This is a genomic window from Clostridia bacterium, assembly GCA_024653205.1.
In the GTDB taxonomy this organism is placed as follows: domain Bacteria; phylum Bacillota; class DSM-521; order Neomoorellales; family SLTJ01; genus JANLFO01.
Genome location: JANLFO010000037.1, coordinates 1 through 12,396, shown reverse-complemented (window position 1 = coordinate 12,396; position 12,396 = coordinate 1). Strand labels below are relative to the sequence as shown.

General features: G+C 67.2%; 11 protein-coding genes. 4 read left to right on the top strand and 7 right to left on the bottom strand.

Going from position 1 to position 12,396, the window contains the following annotated elements; translation table 11 throughout:
- The first annotated feature begins 77 nt into the window (after nucleotides 1–77).
- Genes NUV99_11805 through NUV99_11795 form a run of 3 tightly spaced genes read left to right on the top strand, consistent with a single transcriptional unit; the run spans nucleotide 78 to nucleotide 3,125 of the window.
- The gene (locus NUV99_11805) at nucleotides 78–1,517 is read left to right on the top strand and encodes a nitrogenase (GenBank protein MCR4420774.1); all 1,440 of its coding nucleotides are present in this window, start codon (nucleotides 78–80) and stop codon (nucleotides 1,515–1,517) included.
- Entirely contained in the window at nucleotides 1,453–2,265 is an 813-nt protein-coding gene (locus tag NUV99_11800) for a radical SAM protein (protein MCR4420773.1), read from the top strand. Before NUV99_11805 ends, NUV99_11800 begins: the two co-directional genes overlap by 65 nt.
- 50 nt (nucleotides 2,266–2,315) lie before the next feature.
- Nucleotides 2,316–3,125, top strand: coding sequence for a homocitrate synthase (locus tag NUV99_11795; protein MCR4420772.1), 810 nt, complete (start codon nucleotides 2,316–2,318; stop codon nucleotides 3,123–3,125).
- Between the two features lie 21 nt (nucleotides 3,126–3,146).
- Here the strand turns inward: NUV99_11795 and asnB are convergent, their stop codons facing one another.
- From asnB to hypA, 7 genes are all read right to left on the bottom strand, one after another.
- Complete coding sequence (asnB, locus tag NUV99_11790; GenBank protein ID MCR4420771.1) at nucleotides 3,147–4,988, bottom strand: asparagine synthase (glutamine-hydrolyzing); 1,842 nt, start codon at nucleotides 4,986–4,988, stop codon at nucleotides 3,147–3,149.
- Nucleotides 4,989–5,211: 223 nt separating this feature from the next.
- Nucleotides 5,212–6,222 carry a hydrogenase expression/formation protein HypE gene (gene hypE / locus NUV99_11785; protein ID MCR4420770.1) on the bottom strand — a complete coding sequence of 337 codons (1,011 nt, stop codon included), beginning with the start codon at nucleotides 6,220–6,222 and terminating at the stop codon, nucleotides 5,212–5,214.
- Between the two features lie 142 nt (nucleotides 6,223–6,364).
- Nucleotides 6,365–7,495, bottom strand: coding sequence for a hydrogenase formation protein HypD (gene hypD / locus NUV99_11780; GenBank protein ID MCR4420769.1), 1,131 nt, complete (start codon nucleotides 7,493–7,495; stop codon nucleotides 6,365–6,367).
- Nucleotides 7,485–7,727: a HypC/HybG/HupF family hydrogenase formation chaperone gene (locus tag NUV99_11775; GenBank protein MCR4420768.1), complete on the bottom strand. Its 243-nt coding sequence runs from the start codon at nucleotides 7,725–7,727 to the stop codon at nucleotides 7,485–7,487. The genes hypD and NUV99_11775 overlap by 11 nt, the downstream gene beginning before the upstream one ends.
- Nucleotides 7,718–10,030, bottom strand: a complete 2,313-nt coding sequence (gene hypF, locus NUV99_11770; protein ID MCR4420767.1) for a carbamoyltransferase HypF — start codon at nucleotides 10,028–10,030, stop codon at nucleotides 7,718–7,720. Before hypF ends, NUV99_11775 begins: the two co-directional genes overlap by 10 nt.
- Nucleotides 9,979–10,650: a hydrogenase nickel incorporation protein HypB gene (hypB, locus tag NUV99_11765; GenBank protein MCR4420766.1), complete on the bottom strand. Its 672-nt coding sequence runs from the start codon at nucleotides 10,648–10,650 to the stop codon at nucleotides 9,979–9,981. The genes hypF and hypB overlap by 52 nt, the downstream gene beginning before the upstream one ends.
- Nucleotides 10,610–10,996 (bottom strand): hydrogenase maturation nickel metallochaperone HypA, encoded by a 387-nt coding sequence (gene hypA, locus NUV99_11760; protein ID MCR4420765.1) that lies wholly within the window; start codon nucleotides 10,994–10,996, stop codon nucleotides 10,610–10,612. Before hypA ends, hypB begins: the two co-directional genes overlap by 41 nt.
- A gap of 422 nt (nucleotides 10,997–11,418) precedes the next feature.
- On the opposite strand from hypA, the gene NUV99_11755 reads away from it, so the two are divergent.
- A complete protein-coding gene (locus NUV99_11755; protein ID MCR4420764.1) occupies nucleotides 11,419–12,270 on the top strand; it encodes a site-specific DNA-methyltransferase in 852 nt (283 codons plus the stop codon).
- Nucleotides 12,271–12,396: the final 126 nt, after the last annotated feature.

The window sequence follows — 12,396 nt, the reverse complement described above, 5'->3', positions numbered from 1 at the left end:
GAGGTGACAGTACGAACGGGGAGCACCCGGTACCGCCCGTGGGAAAGTGGGGATACGTCAGGAAGGAGGAAAAGGCTATGGACGCGGGCTCTACCTTCGCGCGGCGCGGTTCCTCGGGGGGCGGCGGCCTGCCGGAGTGCGGGCGCCGGTCGAGCCCGGGAGCGGTTTCAGAGCGGGCCTGCGCCTTCTACGGCGCCCGCTGGGTGCTGGCCGCGGTCCGGGGGGCGGTGCACCTGGTGCACGGGCCGGTGGGGTGCGCCTACTACGGCCAGACGGTGCGCAAGCGCCACTACCGCGTGTTCTCTACCGCTTTGGAGGAGCGGGAGATTGTACTCGGAGCCGGAGGCAGGCTCGAGGCGGCCATCCGGGAGGCGGTACGGCTTGAACCCGGGGCGGGCGCGGTGCTGGTGTACGTCACCTGCGCCGCGGGGCTGACGGGCGAAGACGTGGCCGCCATCTGCCGGCAGACGGCGGCCGCCCTGGGCCTGCCGGTGGTGCCGGTAACCTGCCCGGGTTTTGCCGGCACCAGCCAGGCCGACGGGCAGGACCTGGCCGCCCGGGTCCTTTTAGAGCATTTAATCGGCCGGGGTCCGGCGGGGCCGCCGCTGCCCAAAAGCGTTAACCTCCTGGGGGAGTTCGACGTAAGCGGGGACCTAAAGGAAATCGAGCGGCTGCTGGGCCGCCTGGGCCTTGCCACCATCACGGCCGTGTCCGGCCGGGCCACGGTGTCGGGCCTGGCCGCGGCCCACCGGGCAGCGCTCAACCTGGTGCATTGCGGCCGCACCGGCAGGTGGCTGGCGCGGCAAATGCAGGAGCGTTTCGGTATCCCGTGGCTTAAGGCCACCTTTTTCGGAATCGAGGGTACGGCGGCCAGCCTGGCGGCGGTGGCGGCCTTCTTCGGGCAGCAGGACACAACCGGGTGGATAGAAGCGGAGGCTGAGGCCGCCAGGCGGGAGGCGCTTCCCTACCTGAGGCGCCTGAAGGGCAGGCGGGTGGTCGTCTTCTTTGGCGCCTCCCGCATGGGATTGATGTCCCTAGCCTTCCGGGAATTAGGAATGGAGGTAGTCCTTTGCGGCTCGCAGTTCGGAGGCCGCGAAGATTACGCCGAGTCTAGGAGCCTTCTGGGCGAGGGAACGCCCCTCATCGACGACCCGGACGGGCGGGAGCTACAGGAATGGTGGCGGCGCCTGCGTCCGGACCTGGTGGTAGGGGGCAGCCGGGAGAAGTACCTGGCCCACAAGACCGGGCTGCCCTTTCTGGTGTTTCCCCAGGAAACCGGCCCCTATGCGGGTTTTCGGGGCTTTGTGAACCTGGCGCGGGAGACGGCGGGTCTGGTGGGGGCGCGGGTGTGGTGGCTGGCGCGTACCTTCCGGGACGGCAGAATGGACGCGGCAGACGGGTCCGGCGCGCCCCCGGCTCGCAGCCGCCCGAGAGGAGGAGGAGACGAGGCCAATGAGCTGCCGAACCTTCGAGGAAGTTGTCCGCGAACATCCCTGTTACAGCCGGGCTGCGGCTAGACGGTTCGGACGAATACACCTTCCGGTGGCGCCGGACTGCAACCTAAAGTGCCGCTACTGCAGCCGCCGGTACGACTGCCTGCACGAAAACCGCCCGGGAGTGACCCGCCGCCTGATGGAGCCCGAAGAGGCCCTGGCGCACGTAGAGCGGCTGGTGCGGGCCGATCCCCGGCTGCGGGTGGTGGGCATAGCCGGCCCGGGCGAGCCGCTGGCCAATCCCGCTACCCTGCGAACCCTGGAACTGGTACGGCAACGTTTTCCGGGCCTCATAAAGTGCGTCAGCACCAACGGGTTGCTCCTGGAGGAAAGCCTGCCGCGGTTGCGGGAGTGCGGGGTAAAGGCGGTAACGGTCACGGTAAACGCGGTTTCTCCCTCCGTGGGCAGCCTGGTTTATGAGTACGTGCGCTTCCGGGGGAGGTTGTACACCGGTATTCACGGGGCGCAACGGCTGTGGGAGGCCCAGCAGGCGGGCATTCGCCTGGCCAGCCGGATGGGCATGGTGGTGAAGGTTAACAGCGTGCTGATACCGGGGATCAACGAGGAGCACCTGGCGGAAGTGGCCCGGGCGGTAAAGCAGGCCGGGGCGCACCTGATGAATGTATTGCCCCTCATACCCCAGGGAGGCTTCCGCCACCTGCCGCCCCCGTCTCCCGAGCGGGTACGCCGGGTGCGAGAGGCCCTCTCCGCCACCATTGCCCAGGTTGGCCACTGCCGGCTGTGCCGGGCGGACGCTGCCGGAATGCTGTAGTTCGGGAGGGTGAGCCTGGGTCCGGTGTCCGGCGGGAGATGCTGAGGACGATGTCGGTACGCATAGTCGATACCACTCTCAGGGACGGTGAGCAGGCCCCAGGGGTGGCCTTCCGCCCCCGGGAAAAGGTGATTATAGCCCGGCTGCTGGACCGGGTGGGGGTGGCACAGATAGAAGCAGGCACCCCGGCCATGGGGGAGCTAGAGCAGGAAGCCATCAAAGCCATTGTCCGCGAGAACCTCAAGGCCCGGGTTGCCGCCTGGAATCGAATAGTGCTTGAGGATCTTCGGGCTTCCGTAGCCTGCGGGGTGCGGGAGGTGCACATCTCCGCCCCCGCTTCTTCCATCCTGGTCCGGGACAAGTTGCGGCAAAGCTTTCGCTGGGTCTTGGACCGCCTCCGCCAGGCCTGCCGGTTCGCTCGGGAGCAGGGTCTCAGGCTGACGGTCGGAGCGGAGGACGCCTCCCGGGCCGATCCGAATTTCTTGGTAGAGTTGGCCGGGCTGGCGCAGGAACTGGGCGCGGAGAGGCTGCGATACTGCGACACCGTGGGCGTCCTGGAACCGTTCGCGGTGGTGGAGCGGCTGAGTTGGCTTAAGGAAAGGGTGGGCCTGGAGCTGGAGTTTCACGCCCATAACGACTTCGGTTTAGCTTTGGCCAATACCTTGGCGGCCGTCCGGGCGGGCGTCGCTTGGGTGGACACTACGGCTACCGGCCTGGGAGAAAGGGCAGGCAATACCTCCCTGGAAAAGTTTTACTGGATACTCAAGGAAGTTTGCTACTTCGATCCGGGGCTGGATCGGAAATACCTCCGGCTGTTGACCCGCTATGTGGCTCGGGCCGCGTGCCGCCCGTGGGCGTAATCCGGCGGCCGTTTCTTCCGCTTATTCCAGCCGCAGGCGGATGCGGTAGTCGCGCAGCCACCGGTCTACCTGCCAGAGATAGGCCAGCACCTGGGGAGCGGTCATGAGCTGCCCGAACCAAGGCAGAGGGGTGTCGCCTTCGGCTCCCAATTCGCGCACCGTCTGCAGGTTGAGCAGGGGCCGCAGGGGAGAGGCCGGATCCTCCAGGGCTTCCAATAGCGCCGCCCGGACGGAAGCGAAGTACTGCGGGTCGTAGGTCTTGGGATAGGGGCTCTTCCGGCGGCCCAGGATTTCCGGCGGCAGTATGCCCCGCAGGGCCCGGCGCAAGATCCCTTTCATTTCCCCGCCGTAGGCCTTAAGCTCCCAGGGCAGGTTCCAGGCGTAGTTCACCAGCCGGTGGTCGCAGTAAGGGACGCGGATCTCCAGCCCCACGGCCATGCTCATCCGGTCCATGCGCTCCAGCAGGACCGGCAGGAACCGGGTGAGGCTGAGGTAGGCGATCTCCCGGCGCCGCGCCGCCTCCGGGGCCTCCCCGGGCAGCCGGGGCACCTCGGCCAGGGCCTGGCGGTAGCCTTCGGCCACGTATTCCTCCAGCCGCAGTTTCTGCGCCAGCTCCGGCGCCAGTACCGCCCGGCGCAAGGAGAGGCTTAAGGCCCAGGGGAAGGTATCGGCGGCCAGGGCGTCCGGCCGGCGGAACCAGGGGTAGCCGCCGAAGACCTCGTCCGCTCCCTCGCCCACCAGGGCCACCGTGGCCTCCTTCTTCACCTGGCGGCAGAAGAGGTAGAGCGAGGCGTCGATGTCCGCCATTCCCGGCAGGTCGCGGGCCAGTAAGGTGACGGTCAGGGATTCCACCAGCGAGGGCGTATCCAGCACCACCGCCCGGTGGCGGGTGCCGAAGTAGGCGCTGGCCTTCTCCACCCAGGGCGCATCCGAAGAGGGTTGAAAGTCGCTGGCCCGGAAGAAGCGGTCGTTGTCCCGGTAGTCCACCGAGAAGGTGAGGGTGGGCCGGCCCTCGCGGGCCAGGGCCTCGGCGGCCAGGGCGGTCACGGCGGTGGAATCTAGCCCCCCGGAAAGCAGCACCCCCAAGGGCACGTCGGAAACCAACTGGCGGGTCACGGCGTCGCGCAGGAGCTCCAGAATCCGGCCGGCGGTGGCCTCCGGGTCTTCCCCGTGAGGGTGGCTCTCCAGGGACCAGTAGCGATGCAGGGAAACCCCGCGGGGGGAATAGGCCAGCCACTGCCCGGGCCGAAGCTCCCTCACCCGGCGGAAAACGCCGTGGCCGGGCGTGCGCGCCGGCCCCAGGCCGATGATCTCCGCCAGGCCCTCGGCGTCCACCTCTGCCGGCAGGGCGGGATGGGCCAGGAGGGCCTTTATTTCGGAAGCGAACAGTAGACCGTCATCGGTTTCCACCCAGAAAAGGGGCTTAATCCCCAGGGGATCGCGGGCGAGATACAGGGTCTCGTCGGCCTCGTCCCACAGCCCGAAAGCGAACATGCCGTTGAAGCGGGCCAGGCACTCCGGCCCCCACTCCATGAAGGCGGTCAGTACCACCTCGGTGTCGGAGTAGCCGAAAAACCGGTGTCCGCGGGCCTCCAGCTCCCGGCGCAGCTCGGCGGCATTGTAGAGCTCGCCGTTATAGGTGAGCACGTAGCGTCGGGGGCCCAGGTGCTTGACCATGGGCTGTCCCCCGCCCCGGGGATCGATTACTATCAGGCGGCGGTGGCCGATCGCCGCCCGGGGCGAGAGCCACAGGCCGCTGGCATCGGGCCCGCGGTTGGCCAGGGTTTGGGTCATGGCTTCGATGACCGGCCGTTGGGTGGTAAGATCCAGCTTCCGGTCAACCCAGCCGGCAATGCCGCACATGCAGATGACCTCCTTATCGAGTCAGTTGTCTGAGGAAATGGGGCCGGGGTGGGTGGCAAGTCAAGTCCCGGCCGGAGGACGGCGTTGCCCTTCAGAGAACATGATATGCGGGTGTGCCGGCACAGTTATATAGAAGATAGTGGCAAGTATCTGGGGTGTCAGGAAGGGCGGGCGGGGCCAAGGACTGTACCACTTGCCGCAGGCCTGACGCGGTTTGGTTTAATCAGCAAATGCGGGGCAGGGGGGCGCCGGCCAGCATCTCCAGCCGGCGGGTGCCGCCGTAGGCGGTGCGCAGAAGCACCCGGCCCTCTCCGGCCTGCACCCGGCCGATCACGGCCGCCGCCTCCCCCAGGGGGTGGGTCCGGACAGCCTCCACCAGGGCGGACGCCTGATCCGCCTCCACCACGGCGAGGAACTTCCCCTCGTTGGCCAGATATAAGGGGTCCAGCCCCAGCATCTCCGCCAGGGCCCGGCACTGGGGCCGCACGGGGATGACCTCCTCTTCCAGCCAGACGTCCACTTTGGCGGCCACGGCTATCTCCTTGAGGGTGGTGGCCACACCGCCGCGGGTGGGATCGCGGAGCAGCCGGATTCCCGGGAACTCCTCCAGCAGGGGCAGTATGATACCCGCCAGAGGGGCGCAATCGCTTTCCGGCGCTTCGAGTATGCCGAGTTCTTTTCTTTCTGCCAGCACGGCCAGACCGTGGTCGCCCACGTAGCCGCTTATCACCACCGCGTCGCCGGGCCGTATCCGGTGGTAACCCAGGTCCCGGTCGGGCGGTATCACCCCCAGGCCGGTGGTATTGATGAACAAGCCGTCGGCCTGGCCCCTCCCCACCACTTTGGTGTCTCCCGCCACCACCGTTACCCCGGCCTGGCGGGCGGTGGCGGCCAGGGAGGCCACTACCCGCTCCAGCGCGGCGAGGGGCAGGCCCTCTTCCAGGATGAAGCCCACGGTGAGGTAAAGAGGCCTGGCTCCGCTTACCGCCAGGTCGTTAACCGTGCCGCTCACCGCCAGCTTGCCTATGTCGCCCCCTCTGAAAAAGAGCGGGGTGACCACAAAGGAATCCGTGGTAAGGGCCAGGCGTCCCCCGCCCACCGCCTCTACCACCGCGGCGTCGGTCAGGGAGGCCAGGATGGGATTCCCCAGGTGAGAGAGGAACAGTTCCTCTATGAGCTGGTGGGTGAGCCGGCCCCCGTCGCCGTGGGCCAGAAGGACTACCGGTTCTTCCAGGGCGCACTCCCTCCTCTTGCTCCTAGGACCGCTTTACCCTCTACGCGATCGGTATTCTGCCGCGCGCGGATCTGCAACCTCCCGTACTCTTCGGAGCCTCCGGCCCTCTGTCCGGGTCACAACCGGCCTCGAACCCTGCGGCTCAACCCTCATAGAGATAATAGGCGGCACAGGCTCCCTCGGAGGAGACCATGCAGGGACCTACCGGGTGCTCGGGCCGGCACCTGCGGGCAAAAAGGGGGCATTCCGGGGGGCGGATGCTCCCGCGCAGGAGTTCACCGCAGCGGCACCCGGCCGGAACCCGCGGCTCCGGCACTTCTACCGGGAAACGCCGGGCGGCGTCGCGGCCGGCAAACTCGGGCCGCAGGGACAGGCCGCTGCCCTCCACCCGGCCGATGCCCCGCCAGGAAGCGCCCGTAGGCTCGAAGTAGCGCTCGAGCAGGCTCAATGCCCGCCGGTTTCCCTCCTCCCTCACCACCCGGGGGTAGCGGTTGACCACCTCCGCGTGGCCATCGGCCAGCTGCTCCAGCACCGCCTCAAGCCCCAACAGCAGATCCAGGGGCTCAAAACCGGTTGCCGCCGCCGGGAGGCCGTACTCCCGGGCCAGAAAGTCGAAGGCCCGGTGGCCTATGATCGTGCTCACGTGCCCGGGAAGGAGGAAGGCGTCGATGCGGGAGCGGGCCTCGCTTACCAGGACGCGCATCACCGGCGGGATCAGCTTGTGGGCGGAGTACAGGTAGAAGTTGGGTACCCCCAGTTGCTCGGCCAGTTCCAGGCTGGCGGCCACGGCAGGAGCGGTGGTTTCAAAACCCACGCCCAGAAAAACCACTTCCCGGTCCGGATGCTCCTTGGCCCAGGTCACGGCGTCGGCCGGAGAATAGAAGACCAGCACCTCGGCGCCCCGTGCCCGCTCCTTCTCCAGGGTGGAGAAGCTGCCCGGAACCCGGATCAGGTCCCCAAAAGTGGCCACCGCCACCTGTGGGAGGCGGGCCAGGGCCAGCATGGCGTCCAGTTCCGCCTGGTCGGTAACGCACACCGGGCAGCCGGGGCCGCTCTTGAGCTCCACCAGGTCGCCCAGGGCGGCCCGGAGGCCGGTGCGGGAAAGGGCCACGGTGTGCGTGCCGCAAACCTCCATGATCGCCGGCTGCCGGCCCAGGCGCTCGGCGGCCTTGCGGGCCAGGCTTCGCACCCGCTCCAGCATCTTTTGGGCCAGGCGGGGGTCGCGGTAACGCTCCCCGGCGCCGGATGGCAGGCCGCCACCCTCACGGGGCATCGGTTTCCGCTCCTTCCCGGGCGAGCAGTTCTTCCCAGAGCCGGAGGCTTTCCTCCGCCTCCTCCGGCTCGATCTTCTCAATGGCGTAGCCCGCGTGCACCATGAGGTAATCGCCCGGCCTGACCTTCTCTACCAGCCGGGTGTGTACCAGCCTCTCCACTCCGAGGGTCTCCACCAGGGCCAGATCATCGCCCCTGACTTCCAGCACCCGCATGGGTATGCCTAGGCACATTCTCGCCACCTCCGGTCGGCCACCAGGGCCTGGCCCAGGGCCAGGCCTCCGTCGTTGGCTGGAACCAGGCGGTGGGTGAGCACGGCAAAACCGTGGTTGGCCAGTTCCGCCTCCACCCGGCTCAACAGGTACCGGTTCTGCCAGGTTCCGCCGCTTAAGGCCACCTTATGGAGGCCGGTCTCCTGCCTTGCCCTTTCGGCCGCTTCCACCAGAAGGCACACCAGGGTATCGTGAAACCTCTTGGCTACCTTAGCTTTCTCCGTGCCGGCCCGGTAGTCCTCCCAGAGCGCGGACACGGTCGGCTCCAGGTCCAGCTCCTCTCCGGCGAAGGAGTAGGGATAGGGCTCCAGGGGTTCGGACTGCGCCCCGGATGGCACGAGTTCCGACAGTTCCGCCGCCAGCTGGCCCTCGTAGGTGCTGGTCTCGCCCAGACCGAGCAGCGCGGCCACCGCGTCGAAAAGCCGGCCGCAGCCGCAGGCCAGGGGACAGTTGACGCCGGCGCGGATAAGGTTCAGTACCGTCTCCAGGTCCCGGCCCCGGGTGCGGCCCCACAGCCGGTAGGCCAGATCTTCTCCCGCATCTCCCAGCCATCGGCTGAGCAGCGCCACCGCCGTACGCCAGGGGTGCCGCACCGCCACCTCGCCTCCGGGAAGGGGGAGGTAGCGCAGGTGGTAGTGGCGGGAAAAGCCGCGGTAGTCACCGCTGATTACCTCAAAACCCCACAGGTTGCCGTCGGTGCCGTAACCGGTGCCGTCCAGGATCAGGCCCAGTGCCGGCCCGGTCTCTCCGTTTTCCGCCAGGCAGCTGGCGAGATGGGCGTGGTGGTGCTGCACGCCCACGCGGGCCTCGGCCGCGATTTCCCGGGCCAGCAGCCGGGTGGCGTAGTTGGGATGCAGGTCAAACCCTATCACCTGGACGGAAACATCAAGGATTCTCTGCCAGCGCTCGAGCGCCTCGAGCAGGAATTCCTGCCCCTCCACGTATTCCATTTCTCCCAGGTGCTGGCTGAAGAAGGCCTTTTCTCCCTTGAGCAGGCAGAAGGCGTTCTTCATCTCCCCCCCTATTCCCAGCACCGCCTTCTCCGAGAAGCGGGGCACGGTGATCCCCTCGGGCACGTAGCCCCGGGAGCGGCGGATGAAGCGCGGGGCATCGCCTACCACCATGACCACGGAATCGTCGCAGCGATTCACTATGGGCCGGTCGTGCCACAGTACGAAATCCACTACCTCGGCCAGTTGTTCCAGTACTTCCCGGTTATCCTTGATCAGCGGTAGCTCGCTGCGGTTGGCGCTGGTCATGACCAGAAGTTCCAGAGGCCCCTCCAGAAGCAGGCAGTGAAGGGGGGTGTAGGGAAGCATTACCCCCAGAGTGCGCAGGTTGGGGGCCAGTTCTTCGGGCAAGGGCCAGTCCGGCCGGCGCTCCAGCACCACGATAGGCGCCGCGGGCGAGGTCAGCAGCCGTTCCTCTGTCTCGTTAACCAGACAGCAGCGCCTCACCGTCTCCAGGTCCCGGGCCATTACGGCGAAGGGCTTGTGGTCCCGGCCCTTGCGCCGCCTCAGGAGGGCCACCGGTGCGGGATCGGCGGCATTGCAGGCCAGGTGGAAGCCGCCCAGGCCCTTTACCGCCACGATGGCCCCGGCCAGCAGCCGCTCCCAGGTGGCCTCCCGCCAGTCGTCCGGACCGGCCACCCGCCTTCCCCGGCCGTCCACCAGTTCCACCTGCGGCCCGCAGCGGGGGCAGGCCACCGGCTGGGCGTGAAAGCGGCGATCGGCCGGGTCCTCGTACTCCCGCCGGCACTCCGGGCACATGGCAAAGCCGGCCATGGAGGTGCGGCTGCGGTCGTAGGGAACGTCCCGCACGATGGTGAAGCGGGGGCCGCAGTTGGTGCAGTTGGTGAAGGGATAGAGGTAGTGGCGGTCGCGCGGATCGAAGACTTCCCGGCGGCAGTCGGGGCAGAGGGCCACGTCGGGCGGCACGCTCACCTCCCGCTCGGTGCCGGTCCGGCTGTCGGCTATGGTGAACAGGCGGTCGCCCTGCGCCGGGAGAAGGCAGGCCTTCAGGCTTTCGATCCGGGCCAGCCTGGGAGGATGGAGGCACAGCTCGCGGCAGAACGACTGCACCCGGCCGGCCGGGCCCTCTACCTCGATCGCCACCCCGGCGCCGGTGTTCAGCACCGTGCCGCCCAGTCCGTACTTGCCGGCCAGGTGAAAGACGAAGGGCCTAAACCCGACCCCCTGTACCGTCCCGGTGACTAGCAGCCGGAGGCGGACGCGGGGCTCCTGCGGGCCCGTTCGCTCAACCACCGGCACCACGCTTCCATTCCCGCTCCGGTTCGGGCCGAAACCGGGAAGATCTCCAGGAGCGGGTTGATTTGGGCTACCTCGGTCCGGAAGGCCTCCAGGTCGAAGTCGGTATAGGGCAGCAAATCCGTCTTGGTCAGGACGCAGGCTTTGGACTGGTGGAATACCAGCGGGTACTTGGCCGGCTTGTCGCTACCCTCGGCCACGCTGATCACCGCCACCTTGAGGTCCTCGCCCAGGTCGAATTCGGCCGGACAGACCAGGTTGCCCACGTTCTCCACGATGACCAGATCCAGGTCGGCAAGCGGCAGCTCCGGCAGCACCCTGCCCACCATGGCCGCGTCCAGGTGGCAGGCCCCGGCGGTATTGATTTGGACCACTTCCACCCCCAGCCGCTCCAGCCTCTCCGCGTCCCGGGTGGTATACACGTCTCCCTCGATCACGCCCAGCCGCAGGCGGTTCCCCAGGTAGGCCACGGCCTTCTCCAGCAGGGTGGTCTTTCCCGCGCCCGGGCCGCCGATCAGGTTGACGATCGTCAGTCGGTGCTGGTCCAGCAGGCGGCGGTTCTCCCTGGCCACTTCTTCATTCGCCGCCAGCAGGTCTTCCACTACATACACCCTCACCTTTCTTCCTCCCCTCGAAGTAGTCTATATAGAGTTCTCGCCCCTGCTCCAGGGAGGGCCGGGGGTGGCCGCAGCCGGGGCAGGTCAGGCGGGGCAGTTCAGGGGAAAACACCAGTCCGCATTGCGGGCAGCGCAGCCGCACCTCCCGCTCCTCGATTTCAAGTTTCGCCCCTTCGGCTACGGTGCCCCGGGTAAGGGTGCGGAAGGCAAACTCCAGCGCCTCCGGCAGGGCCATGGTGAGTTTCCCCACCACCAGTTTCACCCTGGTAACCTGCTCGAGGTTGTTCTCGCGCGCTTTCTCCTCCACCCGGCTGAGCAGAGAGGCGATCAGGCCGAACTCGTGCATGATTTCTCAGCGTACCTCCGGAGTCTTAGCTTTTACTTCGTCACTTCACGGATTTCTCCTGCCGGCCTCCAAGGGGTAGTTTTTCCGGCATATTGGTCCCGCGGAGCACGACGGTGCCTGCACACCCCTCACGGGCACATGGGTGCGGCTCTTCGGGCATGTCGGCTAGTAAACCCCGGCGGATCGAGCGGACAGATCGCGGGAGAGGAGCCGATTTGTGGCCCGGTTCTTACCGAGAAGAAGGTATAGGCGCGGGTGGCGAGGAACATTTAAGCGACTAAGACGGCCGGCATCATGCGCCGAGCAGGGAGGCAGGTGCGCGGGCCGAGCCGTTCGGCCTGCTCACCTGGATTGGCGCCGGAAAGAGAGGCTTGCAGGGCCTGCAGGCGGTGAGCCGGCGGCTCGCATCCCGGAGGATCGCCATGAGGCGAAGAGAGAACCGCCTGAACGACCTTTCCCCGGCGGAGTGGCTGTACTGGACGGACACTCTCTATCTCACCCATTACCCTCCGGACGCCACCCATTCTCTGCGCAAGGCCCACGGGGCGATGAAGCCGCCGGAGGTGATGGCGGAGATCATAAGGTTTTTCACCAAGGAACGCCAGATGGTGCTGGACCCCCTGGCCGGGGTCGGGGGAACGCTGCTGGGGGCGGCGCTTGTTAACCGGGCCGCCCTGGGTTTTGAGCTCAACTCGGCTTGGGTGGAGGTCTACCGGCGCCTCCAAAGGGAGTACGTGGTGTGGCAGGGCCGGCTGGTGGAGCGGTCGGCGCTGCCTGCGGGCGAGAAGGGCCGGCCCATCGAGGCGGAAATGCGCCTGGGGGACTGCCTGGAATTGATGGCCGAGTTGCCGGACGAGAGCGTGGACGCCGTGGTGACCGATCCGCCCTACGGGCACGACCACGGGGCCTCGGGCTTTACCCGGGAAACCAACTTTGCCATGACCAATCCCGGAGAGGAGAAGGATTTCGGCAACGCCTCCAGCCTGGAGGAGTATCTCTCTTCCATGCGGGCGCTGGGCAGGGCGGTATTCCGGGTCCTTAGGCCGGGCAAGTACTTCGTACTCATCGTGGGCGACCGCTATCGCAACCGGGAGTACGTTCCCCTGGGTTTCATGGTGGCCCAGGAGATGCGGGCGGTAGGTTTTAGGCTCAAGGGAGTAAAGATATGGTGCAATAAGGCCACGCAGCGGCCTCTCAAGCCCTACGCGGTGCTGACCAGCTTCGTGCCCAACATCACGCACCAGAACATTATCATACTCCGCAAGGAGGGCTAGCGCACGCCGGCTGCTCCGTCTTTGACCATGTTGCAGAGAGGATGACACTTCCCCTCCCCGTCACCCCTGACGGATCCCCACTTCTTCGAGGGCAGTGCTGGTTTTGCCCGAGTACCTGAAGCGTGC

What these genes read in the sequence shown, in the direction of transcription:
- NUV99_11805 (MCR4420774.1), top strand. Translation starts at nt 78, where the DNA reads ATGGACGCGGGCTCTACCTTCGCGCGGCGCGGTTCCTCGGGGGGCGGC.
- NUV99_11800 (MCR4420773.1), top strand. Translation starts at nt 1,453, where the DNA reads ATGAGCTGCCGAACCTTCGAGGAAGTTGTCCGCGAACATCCCTGTTAC.
- NUV99_11795 (MCR4420772.1), top strand. Translation starts at nt 2,316, where the DNA reads ATGTCGGTACGCATAGTCGATACCACTCTCAGGGACGGTGAGCAGGCC.
- asnB (MCR4420771.1), bottom strand. Translation starts at nt 4,988, where the DNA reads ATGTGCGGCATTGCCGGCTGGGTTGACCGGAAGCTGGATCTTACCACC.
- hypD (MCR4420769.1), bottom strand. Translation starts at nt 7,495, where the DNA reads ATGCCCCGTGAGGGTGGCGGCCTGCCATCCGGCGCCGGGGAGCGTTAC.
- NUV99_11775 (MCR4420768.1), bottom strand. Translation starts at nt 7,727, where the DNA reads ATGTGCCTAGGCATACCCATGCGGGTGCTGGAAGTCAGGGGCGATGAT.
- hypA (MCR4420765.1), bottom strand. Translation starts at nt 10,996, where the DNA reads ATGCACGAGTTCGGCCTGATCGCCTCTCTGCTCAGCCGGGTGGAGGAG.
- NUV99_11755 (MCR4420764.1), top strand. Translation starts at nt 11,419, where the DNA reads ATGAGGCGAAGAGAGAACCGCCTGAACGACCTTTCCCCGGCGGAGTGG.